Origin of the sequence: Marinobacter sp. VGCF2001, assembly GCF_049943275.1 — a bacterium.
In the GTDB taxonomy this organism is placed as follows: Bacteria; Pseudomonadota; Gammaproteobacteria; order Pseudomonadales; family Oleiphilaceae; genus Marinobacter.
This window is the reverse complement of the sequence record NZ_JBNFVX010000002.1, coordinates 391,655-406,949: the sequence shown is the minus strand read 5'-3', so window position 1 is coordinate 406,949 and position 15,295 is coordinate 391,655. Positions and strand designations below refer to the sequence as shown.

The following is a 15,295-nucleotide window of genomic DNA, read 5'->3' as shown; positions in this document are numbered from 1 at the left end:
GCCCACCGCTAGAACCACCGCGACTTAATTACTCCATACGGCGCAACAGACGTTGGGCTTCCGTTCGCCGCCCACGGTCGGCCACCTCACGACCCGGCCTGTTGGCCACCGTCAGCACTTTTTTAAGGTAAGCCCGGGCACGCTCGGGCTCATTCTGTTCCATCAGGAAATCACCAAAAAAGTAATTCGCATCAATGCCTTCCGGATTAATCGCGAGCGCTTTCTGAAGGTACTGGCGGGCCATCTCGTCGTCCCCGAACCCCAACGGCCAGCCCGGCACCTGGTAATAGAGGCTACCCAGTGAGGTATACGCGGAGCCCTCCAACGCTGCGGGATCGATCTCAACGGCCGCTTCCAGCGATGCCCGGGCCTCTTTCACCAGCCCCAGAGCGCCCAGGCCACCTTTGGCACCGGCGTAAGTACTGAGCACGATACCCTGCCAGATCAGGGGTTCAGCCCGGTCCGGATAATGGGCCACCATAGCTCCGGCGTCGTCGGCCAGTGATTCGAAGGCCGTTTCCTGTTCATCTTCCGGCAACTGGTACTGAATTTCGGCCCAGCGCTGCTGGATACGGGCCAAGTCACCGGATACATCGTCAGCCCAGACCGGCAGGACAACCAGTCCGGCCAACACCATCAACATCCACTTCATGACGCAACTCCCTGGTTCAGAAAGCGCCGGATGACCGGCAGCTGCTTTAACATGGCTTTATCCACAAGCCTTGGCAAAAGGCCGTTGATCACTACAAACAGTTTTTCGGGCCAACCCAGAAAGCGCCGGCGCTGATCCTTCTCCATGGCCTGAAGAATCTGTGCAGCCACTGCCTCGGGCGCATCCATGGCATTGCCCAAAGCCCGGTTCAGCTCGTTCACCGACTCCGGATTCATGGCGGTGGCAGTCGCGCGCGGTGCCACATACACCACTTGTACCTGGGTATCCGCCAGCTCACGCCGCAAGGCCTCGCTGAAACCACGCAGGCCGAACTTGCTGGCGCAATACGCGGTGTAACCCGGAAATCCGATACTGCCAAACGTGGAGCCCACCAGAACCAGGGCACCCATTCCCGCCTTGCGGAATCTTGGCGCAAAATGCCGTGCCACCAGCATGGCGGAGCGCAGATTAACGCTGAGCTGGGCATCTAGGGCGCTGACCGGCATGGCTTCCAGCGCAGCGAACTGGTTCTGCCCGGCGCAGTGGATAACGCCGTCGATATCCGGGTACCGTTCGCTCAGCTGTTGCAGTTGCAGGTCCAGGTCCGCGCCGGCCAGATCAAGGGAGACAGGGCAAACCCCGGCGCATTTTTCCAGTCGGTCCGGATGCCGGGAGGCGACAATCACACGCGCGCCCTGATCGATCAGTGGCCCGATCAGGGCCTGGCCAATGCCACCGGTACCGCCCAGCAGCAGGAAGGTACGGTCATGCAGCCTCATGGCGTTGCTCCTTGCCACGTGCCGGCAGCGGAATGCTATGCAGCATATCGCCATACAGGCGATACACCATGCGTGCGGCCTCGATAATCGCCATCTGGTCGTCCGGATCGGTGATGTCGTTCATCAGGTTGCGGAAAAACTCGAAGTGCTCCTGGTCCAGGGCACCGTGGGAATAGAGATAACTGAAGGCCTGGTCGGGTAGCCCCAGCTGCTTCTGGATGGCTTCACCCAGGGGCGTCGCCAGTTCAATCGAGGTGCCTTCGAGCACCTGCACCATGCCGAAAAACGCGGCCGGATTGCCGCGCTGGATGCGGTCGTAGAGATACGCCACCATCAGCTCGATGGAAGTATCCGGCTGGCCATGGCGAATGGCTTCCTTGTCTTCACCGCAGGCTTCAAGGTCGTTGAGAATCCACTCGTGGTGGCCGTATTCTTCCTCGATGTATTCCACCAGTGCCTTGCGCACGAATTCCAGCCGTTCGGGCAGCCGGCCACCACAGGCCATCATCAGTGGCACCGTGTGCTTCACGTGGTGATAGGCCTGGGTCAGGAACCAGGTGTAGCCCTCCAGACCAAAGCGTCCCTCGCCAATAGCCTGGATAACCGGAGCGTTGGTGACATGGGCCCGGGCCTGAGCGGTTTCAGATTGCAGTTGATCAAAAAATGCCATATTGGAGTCTCCTGGCGTTAACTGTTTTGTCGAGGTGCCCCTGGGTACCGAAAGCGTCATAAAAAGGGGAAAGGCGTCAGCCATCAGGGCGGGCAGGCTGGTTTGAATCCGGTGCCGTACCGTACGACCGTTGGCGGTGATGTAGCCCTGTGCCTGGGTCAATGGTTGTCGGCGCAGATAGACCGCCTGCAACCGGGCGTAATCCGGCAAACCGGCGTTGAGCCCGATCAGGGCGTCATGCACGGTGTCAGGGCTGCGACTGTCGCGGATTACCACCAGAGCACTGGGGCGGGGCTCGCCATCGCCGAAGACCACCGCCTGGGCAGCCCCCAGCGCCTGAATCAATTCACTTTCCAGCCATTCCGGGCTGATGTTGCGGCCAAAACTGGTGATGATCAGGTTCTTGGCCCGGCCATTCACGGCCAGATAACCCTCGGCATCCAGCGCCCCCAGATCCCCGGTATCCAGCCAGCCCTCTGCCTTGCGCTCGTCACCCAGGTAGCCAAGATGGGTATTACCTCGCACCAGAATCCGATGCGCGTGATCCACCTTTACCTGCACATGGTCGAGCGCAAGACCCACCGTGCCGTCTCGGGCAGCGCCGGGTATGTTCAACGCCACCACCGAACCACATTCAGACAAGCCATAACCCTCGAACAACGGCAGGCCGACCGCCTGACCTCGGGCCAACAGATCCGGCGACACCCGACCACCGCCAACCGCCAGAAAACGCAAAGAACCGGTGGCCAGCCGGCCCTGCTCGGCCGCCTTGACCAGCGCCATCGCCAGCTCGGGCACCAGAATGAGTGAGTGGGGTTGATAGCGGTTCAGGGCGGCCACCAACGGGTCCAGGTCGAGGCCGCTGCTGCCGGTCATACCGAGCGTTTGCAGCGGGGCGACCGTCACCGTGGCACCCATCAGCAGAGGCAGGTACACCCCGGCAATATTCTCCAGCAAGGTCGCCAGCGGCAGGATGCACAGGTGTTGCTGTAGCTCCACGCCCTGCAGCCGCTGCTTTAGCGCGCCAACGGTCGCGGCCATCTGCTGCGCCGACAGGCATACGCCCTTGGGCGTGCCGGTACTGCCAGAGGTAAATGTGATTTTGGCGGTATGCTCCGGCGTCCCGGCAGCGGTGGCAGACACCGGCAACTGCCTGAGCCAGACCCCATGGCCGATCGTTTCCGCCTGTTCGGCTTCGGCACTGAATAACAACGCATCCAGCCCGGCCTGTTGAATCAGGTGCTCAGTCTGGCTTTTGGAAAAAAATACCGGCACCGGTACACACACCACACCCGCCATCAGGCAGGCCAGATCCGCCACCACCCAGGCCGGGGTATTGTCGCCACACAAGCCGATGCGCGTTACGCCCAAGGTCCGCAACTGCCCCGCCAGGGATGCAGCTGCCTGGTGTAACTGGCGATAGTTCAGCTGCTCATCTGGCCCACTAAGCGCGATGCGCTCCGGATGCCGGGCCACAACCTCGATAAACTGCTCAGGCAAGCTGGCCATGGGCACCTCCCGGGAGGTCTGAGATGGCAGATTCGCGCACCGCGGCGGTTTGAACCAGCTGCAACAGGCCCGCCTTCCGCAACGCCTCCACACCATCACGAACCTGCACGGCCATAACCATCGGGCGGTGCTGATAATAGCGACCCCAACCTGCACCACCATCGGGTAGCCGGGCAGGATCGGCCTGACCTATCAGGTGTGTGGCAATTCCGAGGCGATGGAAACTGTTCCGGAGCTGGTCGGTGCCGGTACACACCACCCACTGATAGCCCTCGGTGTTCAGCCAGACCGACAGGGACGCAAACAGATAACGGCTGACGCCGGCCTCAACCCCGGCCAGATGAGCAATTTCGGCAATTCTTCCACGCTCGACGCCAGGCAACGGCATCAGGCTTTCCACCGGTGCCACCAGATAATCCTCCAGAAACAGGGGTTCACGAGACGCATCACGCACGCCCACGGCCGCCATCAAACTGCCCTGGGCCGTTGTTAACGCCAGCAGCGAGGGAATACGCAGTGTGGGCTCGGCGCCGTAGGCCTGCCGGAACCGGCGCTGGATAAAGGCGGCAACACGGTCGGCCATCACCGTGCCCGGCACAATCTCACTGAACCAGCGGCCGGCGCAGCGCAGCAAGGGCACAACCTCCGGGGCATCGGGCGGACAACAGGCGGAAAGGGTCAAAGGATCGGTCATCGGGTTTCTCCAACAGCCAGGGTCAGTCGGACCTTCTGGGTACGGCTGCCAGATTAGGCACCCAGCCTTAAGCCACCCTTAACGCCAGGCGGGAGATTTCTTAAGCCGACGTTAAGCTTTCTGTGGCACACTCGTTTGCGTTACCGGCAAAAGGACTCACCTGTGCGCATACTGTTGGTAGAAGACGACCATCCACTGGCGCGAACCATGCTCGATATGCTTCGCCAGGATCAGCACACCCTCGACTGGCTGGACGACGGCCAGCAAGCTTTAACCGCCTTGAGGGAGGAACACTTTGATCTGGTGATACTCGACCTGACCCTGCCCCGGCTGGACGGGCTGGAGGTGCTCCGGGGCCTGCGCCAGGCAGGCAAACAAACACCGGTAATTATTCTGACCGCCCGCGCAGATCTGGACGAGAAACTGTCCGGCCTGGATGCCGGCGCCGACGACTACCTGACCAAGCCCTTCGCCATGGCGGAACTGAAAGCGCGAATCCGTGCGGTTACGCGACGTGGACTGTCGGCCAGCGGAGAATCGGAACTTCAGGTAGGCAGCCTCCGGCTCAATACCGAATCCGGCCAACTTGCTGCAGGCCCGGTCACCGTTATGCTCCCGCGCAGCGAATTCCAGATTCTGCATTACCTGATGCGCCACCCCGGCCAGGTTGCCACCCGGCGGCGGCTGGAAGAGCAGCTCTACGGCTGGGATTCCGGAGCCGAAAGCAATGCCCTGGAAGTACACATTCACCACCTGCGCCGGCGGGTGGGCAAAGCGACCATCCGAACCATCCGTGGCGTGGGCTATGTACTTGATCCCGAAGCCGCCGCCGGAGCAACAGAATGTCACTGACCCGCACCCTGACGCTGCTCGTCACCTCAACCGTACTGATCATCGCCCTGGTTGCGGCGGTGTGGAGCTACGTCGAAAGCAACCACGAACTGGAAGAACTGTTTGACGCCGAACTGGCCCAGAGCACCCGGATTGTGCAGGGGCTGGTTCGCCATCTGGTGGACACACAGGCCCTGGCCGAGTTGCCCACCACACTGAGTGACACCCTGATGCTGCCGCTGGATGCCGCCGTCGACATCGATTTTGAGGCGGATGACAATGAAATCCTTCCGGGCGGTGTCGGTCACAAGTATGAGAAAAAACTGGCCTTTGAAGTCTGGACGCCGGATCGCAAACCACTACTCGATACCTTGAACGCCGACGACAACCTGGGCCTGGCGCCCGGCTATGCCTGGACCGAATCCCGTGGTCACCGCTGGCGTACCTTTACTCTGCAGGACCCGAAAACCAGCTTCTGGATTCGTGCGGCACAGAGAGAGGACATTCGCGGAGAGTTAAGCCAGGAGCTGGCACTGGGTAACGTATTACCACTGATTCTGGCGCTGCCGCTGCTGCTGATTACCGTCATCATTGCTGTACAGATTGGCTTCCGCCCCCTGGCCCGGCTGGAAAAACCCATTCGCAACATGGCCCCGGAACGCATCCACCCGCTGGACGACCGACAGGCACCCAAAGAAGTGGCTGGCCTGGTACAAGCCGTCAATGCCCTGCTCAAACGCCTGGATTCCGCCCTGGAGCGAGAGCGCCGGTTTTCGGCCGATGCCGCCCATGAACTGCGTACGCCCCTGGCCGCGTTACGGCTGAATTTGGAAAAAGCCTGCGCCGATCACCCAGACCTGTCCCAGGACCTGATCCACTCCGTCGACCGCATGGTGCACCTGGTTGAACAAATGTTGTTGCTCAACCGCGTGGATGCCGGAATCGACTTTTCTCCCAGTGACAACAACCTGTCTGCCATTCTGGAACAGAGCATTGCGGATGTTGCCCCCCTGGCACTGCGCAAACACATTGAACCCGTGCTGGAGGACAAACTCGGGCAGAGCATGATTCAGTGCCACAGCGCACTGATCAACACTTTGATGCGCTCGTTACTGGCCAACGCCATTCAGTACAGCCCGGAGGACACCGTCATCAGCACGACGCTGACCGCCGTCGGCGATGGTTATAGTATTGACGTCTGTGACCAGGGGCCGGGGATTGATCCCGCCGAACGGGAGCGGGCCCTCAGCCGGTTCGTCCGGCTGGACCAGCGCCAGGGAGGTGGCGCGGGTCTGGGCCTTGCCATTGCACGCCGTATCGCCGAATTGCACGGCGGCCACCTGATTCTTGCAGATCGGCCCGATGGCGGTCCCGGCCTGTGTGTACAGGTATGGTTACCTACCCGATACCGTGTCGAACTCGGCCAGCGTTAAGGTTAGATTAAGGTTACAGGCAGATACTCACTCCCCACACCAGAGAGACCTGATCTCTGGATTACTGTTTTGGGGAGACTTTCCGGATGCCAGATCACTCATCCCTGTCGCTGGTTATTCCGGCGAAAGATGAACAGGACAACATCGGTACCTTGCTGACCGAAGCCTTCACGGTCATGCGCGATTATTCCGGCTTTGAGGTGGTGATCGTCGATGACGGCAGCCTCGACCAGACCCTGGAAACGGCCCGGCGTACCGCAACGGCCCATGGCGGCCGGCTGATTGCCATCCGCCATGACCAGAGCATTGGCCAGAGTGGTGCATTAGCCACCGGCGTGCGTCAGGCCCGGGGTCGCTGGATTGTCACCATGGACGGCGACGGCCAGAACGACCCCGCCGACATCCCGGCCCTGCTGCAGCGAGCCAACCGGATGCAGGTTGAAGATTTCTGCATCGCCGGTTACCGCCGAAACCGCAAAGATTCGTTCTGGAAGCGATTCCAGTCGCGGCTGGCCAATCGTGTTCGCGATGCGTTTTTGCACGATGGCGTTCCGGACACCGGCTGCGGGCTGAAACTGTTCCCGCGCGCGACGTTCCTGAAACTGCCCTGGTTCGACCACGCTCACCGTTTCATTCCGGCGCTGGTCAGAGGCCTGGGGGGTGACATTGCGGTGGTTGAGGTCAACCACCGGCCACGAACCGCCGGCATTTCCAAATACAACGCCTGGAACCGGACCTGGGCCGGCATTGTGGATATGATCGGCGTGATGTGGCTACTGCGTCGTACCCGGGTGCCCCGGATTGTCGGCACCGCCGGCAACACCGGCAAACACCCCATGACGGAACAGGCCTGAGATGGCCGGCAAGCTTCGCTGGCTGGCCCTCATCGCCCTGCTACTGGCCGGCTATTTCGCTATCACCGGGCACGGGTTCGGGTTCATCGGCGACCAACGCGCCGTGGCAGATTTCCTCCACCGTCACGGACTGGCCGGGCTGGCAGTCATCACGTTGCTGGGCGCTCTGTTGACAGGTCTCGGCGCACCGCGCCAGGCACTGGCCTTTGTGCTGGGTTTTGCCACCGGCAGCATCGAGGGAACGATTCTGTCGACCCTGGCCACGGCGCTGGGGGCGGCGGGCTGCTTTTACACGGCGCGCTGGCTCTTGCGGGCCCCGCTTTTGCGCCGCTTCGAGCCACGTATGCAGCGTTTCGATGCGCTCTTTCGAACCGGCACCTTGCTGAAGATCCTGATGATCCGCTTGCTACCCGTAGGCAGCAACCTGGCAACCAATCTGCTCGCGGGTTGCTCCGGCATACGCTTCCTGCCCTTCTTGCTGGGCAGTGTACTGGGTTATTTTCCCCAAATGCTGATCTTCGCCCTGGCAGGCGCGGGTATCGGTCAGGCCCGTTTCGTCCAGCTTGTGGTCAGTGCCCTGCTGTTCGCTCTGGCCACCGCCATCGGTGCCTTCCTGTATCACCACCAGCGTAACCAGACCCTCGCTGATTCCGTTTCCGACCCGTCTTGAGTTGTAGATATGAACCTCGAAGCCCGCATTCGGCACTTACCCTATACCTTGTTCGATCTGCCCCATAAACGGCTGCTGCTGGTTTTGCTGGCCCTGGCGGCATTGCTGCTGTTGTCTGGCCTTGGCTTGCGCTCGCCCTGGCCGGCCGATGAGCCCAGATTCGCCGAAGTCGCCCGGGAAATGGTGGCGTCCGGGCAGTGGCTGCTGCCCATGCGCGGCGGCGAACTCTATCCGGACAAACCCCCGGTATTCATGTGGACCATCGCCTTTTTCTACTGGCTGACTGGCAACCTCGAAATCGCCTTTCTGCTGCCCAATGCACTGTGCAGCCTGCTGACCCTGGCACTGGTCTTCGACCTGGCCACGCGCCTTTGGAACCAGAAAACCGGCGCCGTTGCCGCACTGTTACTGATGCTTGCGCCGCAGTTCCTGATCCAGGGGCAAAAAGCCCAGATTGACGCCATGGTCGCCTGCTGGATCACGGTGGCCTGTTACGGTCTGATCCGGCATTTCTTCGTGCAGCCATCGTGGCGCTGGTACTTCGTCGCCTGGGGATTCATGGGGCTGGGCATCATCACCAAAGGCGTCGGCTTCCTGCCGGCCCTGCTGTTTGTTCCCATGATCGCGCTCAAGCTCCGTGACCGAAGCCGCTTCTCTGGTACCCTGACCTGGCGCTGCGCGCTGGGCCCGCTGGTGATGCTGGCCGTTGTTGCTGCCTGGGTGATTCCGATGGTACTGACCGTGAACCATCTTGGCACCGACGAGGCCCTGGCCTATCGCAACAACATTCTATTTAAACAGACCGGCGAACGTTACGCCGACTCCTGGGGCCACATCCAGCCCTGGTATTACTACCTGACCAGCGTGATTCCGACACTCTGGTTTCCCTTGCCCCTGCTGGCACTAGCAGTACTCCCTAAACTTGCCAACAGCGTTCGACGACAACCGGTGCTGCTGGTCACCCTGGGCTGGATTGTGCTGGTGGTGCTGTTTTTCAGCCTTAGCCCGGGTAAGCGGGGGGTCTATGTCCTGCCGGCCCTACCCATGCTGGCGCTGGCGCTGGCGCCGGTGGTCACCACTCACCGGCCAGCCGGCTGGTTCGGCCCTCTGTTGACCGGCCTGCATGGCGTGCTCGGATTTGCCTTGATCCTGCTTGGCGTAATGGCCTGGAACGATCACCCCCAGCTGGCCGAGAAAGTTGCGGACTACAGCCAGGATCCGGCCCGGTTGCACGAGGCCGGCACCCTGGTGCTTTCGCTCGGCCTGCTCTGGCTCGGCACCTTGATGACCTGCTGGCGGGGCCGCCCACTGGGCCGGTGGTTCTTGGCGCTGATGCTCAGCTGGTTGCTGTTCACCACCTGGGGCTACCGGATTCTGGAACCCTTGCGCACGCCCCGCAACGTCCTGGCGGCAGCAGAGCAGATGGTGCCGGCTGGCGGCCAGCTCGGCATGATTGATTTCAGCGAACAATTCATCCTGTTCTCAAAGCGGGACTTTACCCATTTCAGCTATTTCAGCGACCTGGAACAGGAAAACCGCAACGCCTGGTTGTGGATGAAAGAAACCCCGGACAGCTATCTGATGGTGGCCGATGACAAAACCCTGAGCTGTTTCACTCTCGAAGGCGCGCAACCCATGGGCACCGCCCACCGCGACCGCTATGTCCTGCTGAGTGACCAACAGATGACCGCCAGCTGCGCCAGCCCCGACACGGTGACCCGCTTCACCACCCGACAGCCCGGCGACTGGCTGAACTGAAGCCCGCCGGGAGCCGCAAAGTCCGCCACTCTGGCGTACAATAGGCGCCTTTCATGTCCCATGGAGGCGCCCTTGCTCTCTCGCGTACGCATAGCCCACGAATGGCAGGCTTTCTGGCTGGCCCTCGGGTTTCTGACCCGCATCCCCATGCTGGTGCGGATTGATTACTCCCAGCGCCTGATGAACCAGAGCAGCGTGTATTTCCCCCTGGTGGGCCTGCTGCTGGGGCTGGGGTACTGCGCTGCCTATGCCGTGTTGTCGCTGATCGCCAGTCCGGTGGTGGCAATCATGCTGGTAGTCACCCTGCACCTTTTCGTTACTGGCGCCTTCCATGAAGACGGTCTGGCCGACAGTGTCGATGCCCTGGGCGGTGGTTACACGGTAGAAAAACGCCTGGCGATCATGAAAGACAGCCGCATCGGCACCTACGGTACCGTGGCGCTGGTGATGGCCCTGCTGCTGAAAGTGGCGCTGCTGGTGGAGGCGGATTCGGTGTGGCTGGCGTTGCTGCTGGCACCTGCCGTGTCCCGGCTGACGCCCCTGCTGCTGATGGCGGCCCTGCCCTACGTGACCGACCCGGACAAGAGCAAATCCAAACCGGTGGCTGATGGCTTCTCCCGCCAGCGTTTACTGGCCGCCTCTGCGTTTGTGTTGCTGTTAACAGCCGGCCTGTCGGCGTTTCAGCCCTTGCTGTTACCCGCCGCCATCGCCTCGGTGCTGTTGGTGGCCCTGCTGTGGGGGCGCTACCTGCGCAGTCAGCTCGGCGGCTATACCGGCGACGCCCTGGGGGCGGCGGTGGTGTTCAGCGAGCTGGTGTTGTTGCTGTTTCTGTAACGCTGGCGCGAGTGTCAGTTATCCACCGTAAACGAGACAATGCGCGACAGATGGCTGATGGGCAGGCCGGTCTCCCGGTGCCAGCGATTAAACGCTCCCTGGGCCTGGGTCATGCCTTTCTTGCTGCCCGGCGAAGCGTCTACTATACCGGCGCGGGTGAGTGCGGTGACCACATCGTGAGACAGGATAAAGCCGTCCCACCCGACCCGGCGCAGAAAGTACTGGGCCGAATTGCCACCCAGGCGCTCGCCGTTGCGTTTCAGGTATAACAAAAGCCCCACCTGATCGTCAGATGGCCACTGGGCCAGGAACTGGCCAAAGCTGCCGTGGTCTTTCGCCACGTCCATAATCATCCGGGCATTTTCAGGCACTGTGCGGATTTTCTGCATATTGCGCACAATGCGCTCGTCGGTGGCCAGTTGCTCCAGCACCTCCGGCGGCACCTGTTGCCAGTAGGCCGGGACAAAACCTTCGAACGCGGCTTCGAAATCCGGCCATTTGTTCTCGATCACCCGCCAGACAAACCCGGCCTTGAAGATGCAGCGGGTGATTTCAGACAGATAGCGGTCGTCGCTGATCTCCGCAAGGCGATGCTTTTCTACAATCGGCGGCAACAGGGATTTCAAGGCCTGCTCGCCACCCTTACGGGCCAGGGCCTGCTGGTAAAACACAGAAAACTTCATAGACTCTCCACGGAAATCCCCATATTGGGACTTAAAGATCCCAATATGGGGTTTAAGATACCCAAAAAAGGTACTAAAGTACCCATATTGAGACTCATGAGATGAAAACTGACTATGCCGGGAACCAGTATCGGTGACGCACTGTTTACCAAAACCCAACAGCGCCTGCTAGCGCTTATCTACGGCCACCCAGACCAAAGCCTGTACCTGAATGAACTGGTGAGGCTGGCAAACATGGGGCGCGGTACCGTTGTCCGGGAACTGGCCAAACTCACCGATTCCGGTCTGGTCACCATGACCCGCCAAGGCAATCAGAATCACTACCAGGCCAATGCGGACAACCCGATCTTCGATGAGCTGAAAAACATCGTCCAGAAAACCTTTGGTATTTCCGATGTGCTTCGGACAGCCCTGGCGCCACTGGCGGATACCCTGGAACAAGCCTTTATCTACGGTTCAGTGGCAAAAGGGGATGCCCATGCGGGCAGCGATGTCGATGTCATGCTCATCGGCCACGACCTCAGTTACAGCGAGGTTATGGAACTGCTGGCACCTGCCGAACAACGATTACAACGAACCATCAATCCCACGTTATACTCTCCCGCCGAGTTCGAGCAGCGTATCAAAGACAATCAGAGTTTTGTTACCCGGGTGCTGGAACAACCCCGCCTCGAACTCCGCTTCAGCCACTAAGACGGGACACATTGCATGGACGCACTCGACAATCTGGTCAAAATCCGACGACTTAAACCCGAGCCACCCGATGCCCGGGAATTCGACGGTATGCTCAAGGCTGCCGACACCAAGCTCCGGGACGCCTGCATTGAGGGATTGTCTGAGGACAGCCAGTTCTCTCTGGCTTATGGCGCCGCCCACGCATTATCGCTCGCCGCCCTGAGATGGCACGGGTATCGTTCCGAAAGCCGCTATATTGTGTTCCAGTGCCTGCAACACACCATTGGCTTACCCAATGCCAAATGGCGCGTGTTGGACAAGTGTCATTCGGCCCGCAATCTGGCCGAATACGAGGGCCACATGGACGTGAACCCCCAATTGCTGAAGGAGCTGATTGCGATCACTCGCGAGCTGCAATCACTGGTGAGGGATCTGCCGCCAATAGGAAACTGACGTCTACCGCGATGTCAGACCTGCTTTAACCGGGCCAGCAGGGACTCCTGATCAAGGGCGCCACCCCAGGTATTACCATGTACCAGATCCTCCAGCGGCAGCCGGGAACGCCAGCCTTTGGACTGTAATTCCGGTTGCTCCAGGAATTCACTGACATAGCCCAGGCAGAGATAGGCCAGTGGGTATACATGATCCGGCAACTGCAGGATATTCGACAGCACATCCTGATCCAGGATGCTCACCCAGCCCACGCCAATACCCTCGGCCCGAGCCGCCAGCCAGAGATTCTGCACCGCCAGGCAGGTGCTGAACAGGTCCATTTCCATAATAGAGTTACGCCCCAGGACATTGGGGCCGCCGCGGGATCGATCACAGGTGATGCAGAGGTTGATGGGGCTTTCCAGAATGCCCTGCAGTTTCAGGGTCCGATAGGTTTGCTGGCGCTCGCCGGTGTAGTTTTCCGAGGCCTTTGCGTTTTCCTCGTTAAAACTGTCCAGCACCTGCTCGCGCACCGCCAGGCTGTCGATCACGATGAAATCCCAGGGCTGCATGAAGCCGACCGACGGGGCGTGGTGGGCAGCTCTCAGGATGCGCGCCAGAACCTCCTCCGGAATGGCATCCGGCAGGAACTGGGAGCGCACATCCCGGCGCTCGAAGATGGCCCGGTACAAGCCTTCGCGCTGGGCATCGCTGAAGGGATCATTCGGGTTACTCACAACTGCAAAAGTCTCCTTAACCGCTCTTTGTCCAGGCACTGATCCACCTGATCGGCCAGGCGATCAAGCTGTTGCAGGCGATGGGCCTGATAATCGACGGCCCGGCCATTCTCGCGGTTCAGGCCCGCCCAGGCCAGAATGGCGTCACAGGCGGCAGGAGCGTCGAACAGGCCATGCACGTAGGTGCCGGCAATCTGCCCATCAGCGCTAACGGCACCATCCGCCCGGCTATCCAACACCGAAAACGGTCGGGTTAGCGCCGAGCCTTCGGTGATGCCGTTGTGCATCTCATAGCCGGTCAGCGTTATGTTGTCCGCAACAGCGCACAGCGCGCTGCCCAGCACACCAGTCACCTCTTTAAGTTGCTTGCCGGGCACCATGCGCGTGCTCATGTCGAACAGCCCCAGCCCGACGGTACGGCCGGTTTCGCCTTCCAGGCCTTCCGGGTCTTCCACACCCTGCCCCAGCATCTGGAAGCCGCCGCAAATGCCCAGCAACTTGCCGCCATAGCGCAGATGTTTACGAATCGCCTCCGGCCAGCCCTGCTGGTTCAGCCACTGCAGATCGCGCCGGGTGCTTTTACTGCCGGGCAGGATGATCAGGTCCGCCGGTGGAATCGGTTCGTCCGGGCCGACAAAGGTCAGATTCACCCCGGGATGCAGCCGAAGCGGGTCAAAATCGTTGTGGTTACTGATCCGGGGCAGCACCGGCACCACCACGTTCAGGGCCCCGGCCTCACTGGTGCCCGTGGTGCTGACGCTGTCCTCGGAATCGATCACCAGCCCATGCAGATAGGGCAGAACGCCGAATACCGGCTTGCCGGTGCGCGCTTCGAGCCATTCCAGCCCCGGCTCCAGCAGCCCAATATCACCACGAAACCGATTGATGATAAAGCCTGCCGTACGGGCCTGTTCACTCTCGGAAATCAGCGCCAGCGTGCCCACCAGCTGGGCAAAGACACCGCCCTTGTCAATATCCCCCACCAGCAACACCGGGCAATCGGCCGCTTCGGCAAAGCCCATGTTGGCGATGTCGTTGGCCCGCAGATTAATCTCCGCCGGGCTGCCCGCACCCTCGGCAATGATCACGTCGTAACGCTCGCTCAATGCTCGCCAGCTTACCATCACGCTTGCCATGGCCTGGGCTTTGTAGGCGTGGTAATCCAGCGCGTCCATGTTGCCATGCACCTGCCCGCGCAGGATCACCTGGGCCCCGCAATCGCTCTGGGGTTTCAGCAGCACCGGATTCATATCGCTGTGGGGCGCCAGGCCACAGGCCAGCGCCTGCAAGGCAGTGGAGCGGCCGATTTCCCCGCCATCCACGGTCACCGCGCTGTTCAGGGCCATGTTCTGGGGTTTGAACGGCGCCACCGACACGCCTTGCCGGGCCAGCCACCGGCACAGAGCCGCCACCACGGTGGTCTTACCGGCATCCGAGGTGGTGCCCTGCACCATCAGGGTGGGCATTTACAACTCCACACCCTTCTGGGCCTTGATACCCTGATCATTGAACGCGTGCTTGACCACGCCCATCTCGGTGACGGTATCGGCCAGGTCGATCAACTCCGGCGGCGCACCACGACCGGTCACCACCACGTGCTGCATCTCCGGACGGCCCTGCAGGTCGTCCAGCACCCGGTCCAGATCGATGTAGTCGTACTTCAGGGCAATGTTCAGCTCATCCAGCAGGATCAGGTCGTAGCTGTCATCGCTCAGCATTTCAGCCGCCACGTCCCAGGCCGCCGTTGCACTTTTCACGTCCTGCTCCCGGTTCTGGGTGTCCCAGGTGTAGCCCTCGCCCATCACGTGGTAGGTGACGTTCGGCAAGTTCCGGAAAAAAGCCTCTTCGCCGGTACTGAAGGCACCTTTGATGAACTGCACAATCCCCACTTTCATGTCATGGCCCAGGGCCCGGGCCACCATGCCAAAGCCGGAACTGCTCTTGCCCTTGCCAGGGCCGGTGAGCACCAGCAACACGCCCTGTTCTTTCTGGGCGCGGGCGATGCGCTCCTGCATGATTTTCTGCTTGGCGGCCATGCGCTTGGCGTGGCGTTCGGGGTCTTTGGCGCCGTCTTTCACACGTTC

General features: G+C 61.0%; 16 protein-coding genes. 8 read left to right on the top strand and 8 right to left on the bottom strand.

Annotated features, from left to right (window positions below; all coding sequences use genetic code 11):
- Positions 1-28 precede the first annotated feature (28 nt).
- From ACP2AU_RS05045 to ACP2AU_RS05030, 4 genes are read right to left on the bottom strand one after another with little or no spacing between them, the layout of a single operon-like run.
- A complete protein-coding gene (locus ACP2AU_RS05045) occupies positions 29-652 on the bottom strand; it encodes a tetratricopeptide repeat protein (RefSeq protein ID WP_426375009.1) in 624 nt (207 codons plus the stop codon).
- Positions 649-1,431: an SDR family oxidoreductase gene (locus ACP2AU_RS05040; RefSeq protein WP_426375008.1), complete on the bottom strand. Its 783-nt coding sequence runs from the start codon at positions 1,429-1,431 to the stop codon at positions 649-651. Before ACP2AU_RS05040 ends, ACP2AU_RS05045 begins: the two co-directional genes overlap by 4 nt.
- Positions 1,418-3,610 carry an AMP-binding protein gene (locus ACP2AU_RS05035; RefSeq protein ID WP_426375006.1) on the bottom strand — a complete coding sequence of 731 codons (2,193 nt, stop codon included), beginning with the start codon at positions 3,608-3,610 and terminating at the stop codon, positions 1,418-1,420. Before ACP2AU_RS05035 ends, ACP2AU_RS05040 begins: the two co-directional genes overlap by 14 nt.
- Positions 3,594-4,304, bottom strand: coding sequence for a thermostable hemolysin (locus ACP2AU_RS05030; protein ID WP_426375004.1), 711 nt, complete (start codon positions 4,302-4,304; stop codon positions 3,594-3,596). The genes ACP2AU_RS05035 and ACP2AU_RS05030 overlap by 17 nt, the downstream gene beginning before the upstream one ends.
- A gap of 162 nt (positions 4,305-4,466) precedes the next feature.
- Between ACP2AU_RS05030 and ACP2AU_RS05025 the strand changes: the two genes are divergently transcribed.
- From ACP2AU_RS05025 to cobS, 6 genes are all read left to right on the top strand, one after another.
- Entirely contained in the window at positions 4,467-5,156 is a 690-nt protein-coding gene (locus ACP2AU_RS05025) for a response regulator transcription factor (protein WP_426375003.1), read from the top strand.
- Complete coding sequence (locus ACP2AU_RS05020) at positions 5,147-6,568, top strand: ATP-binding protein (RefSeq protein ID WP_426375002.1); 1,422 nt, start codon at positions 5,147-5,149, stop codon at positions 6,566-6,568. Before ACP2AU_RS05025 ends, ACP2AU_RS05020 begins: the two co-directional genes overlap by 10 nt.
- An 86-nt stretch (positions 6,569-6,654) precedes the next feature.
- Positions 6,655-7,422, top strand: coding sequence for a glycosyltransferase family 2 protein (locus ACP2AU_RS05015; protein WP_426375001.1), 768 nt, complete (start codon positions 6,655-6,657; stop codon positions 7,420-7,422).
- Position 7,423: 1 nt separating this feature from the next.
- Positions 7,424-8,092 (top strand): TVP38/TMEM64 family protein, encoded by a 669-nt coding sequence (locus ACP2AU_RS05010; RefSeq protein WP_426375000.1) that lies wholly within the window; start codon positions 7,424-7,426, stop codon positions 8,090-8,092.
- A 9-nt stretch (positions 8,093-8,101) separates the two neighbouring features.
- Entirely contained in the window at positions 8,102-9,850 is a 1,749-nt protein-coding gene (locus tag ACP2AU_RS05005; protein WP_426374999.1) for an ArnT family glycosyltransferase, read from the top strand.
- Between the two features lie 72 nt (positions 9,851-9,922).
- Positions 9,923-10,684: an adenosylcobinamide-GDP ribazoletransferase gene (cobS, locus tag ACP2AU_RS05000; protein WP_426374998.1), complete on the top strand. Its 762-nt coding sequence runs from the start codon at positions 9,923-9,925 to the stop codon at positions 10,682-10,684.
- Positions 10,685-10,698: 14 nt separating this feature from the next.
- Here the strand turns inward: cobS and ACP2AU_RS04995 are convergent, their stop codons facing one another.
- Positions 10,699-11,367, bottom strand: a complete 669-nt coding sequence (locus ACP2AU_RS04995) for a DNA-3-methyladenine glycosylase I (protein WP_426374997.1) — start codon at positions 11,365-11,367, stop codon at positions 10,699-10,701.
- 114 nt (positions 11,368-11,481) lie between these two features.
- Between ACP2AU_RS04995 and ACP2AU_RS04990 the strand changes: the two genes are divergently transcribed.
- Entirely contained in the window at positions 11,482-12,060 is a 579-nt protein-coding gene (locus ACP2AU_RS04990; RefSeq protein WP_426374996.1) for a nucleotidyltransferase domain-containing protein, read from the top strand.
- A 15-nt stretch (positions 12,061-12,075) separates the two neighbouring features.
- A complete protein-coding gene (locus ACP2AU_RS04985) occupies positions 12,076-12,495 on the top strand; it encodes a hypothetical protein (RefSeq protein WP_426374995.1) in 420 nt (139 codons plus the stop codon).
- 14 nt (positions 12,496-12,509) lie between these two features.
- Here ACP2AU_RS04985 and bluB read toward each other — a convergent pair whose 3' ends face one another.
- From bluB to cobO, 3 genes are read right to left on the bottom strand one after another with little or no spacing between them, the layout of a single operon-like run.
- The gene (gene bluB / locus ACP2AU_RS04980) at positions 12,510-13,211 is read right to left on the bottom strand and encodes a 5,6-dimethylbenzimidazole synthase (protein ID WP_426374994.1); all 702 of its coding nucleotides are present in this window, start codon (positions 13,209-13,211) and stop codon (positions 12,510-12,512) included.
- Positions 13,208-14,677, bottom strand: coding sequence for a cobyric acid synthase (locus tag ACP2AU_RS04975; RefSeq protein ID WP_426374993.1), 1,470 nt, complete (start codon positions 14,675-14,677; stop codon positions 13,208-13,210). Before ACP2AU_RS04975 ends, bluB begins: the two co-directional genes overlap by 4 nt.
- Positions 14,678-15,289 (bottom strand): cob(I)yrinic acid a,c-diamide adenosyltransferase, encoded by a 612-nt coding sequence (gene cobO, locus ACP2AU_RS04970; protein ID WP_426374992.1) that lies wholly within the window; start codon positions 15,287-15,289, stop codon positions 14,678-14,680.
- Positions 15,290-15,295: the final 6 nt, after the last annotated feature.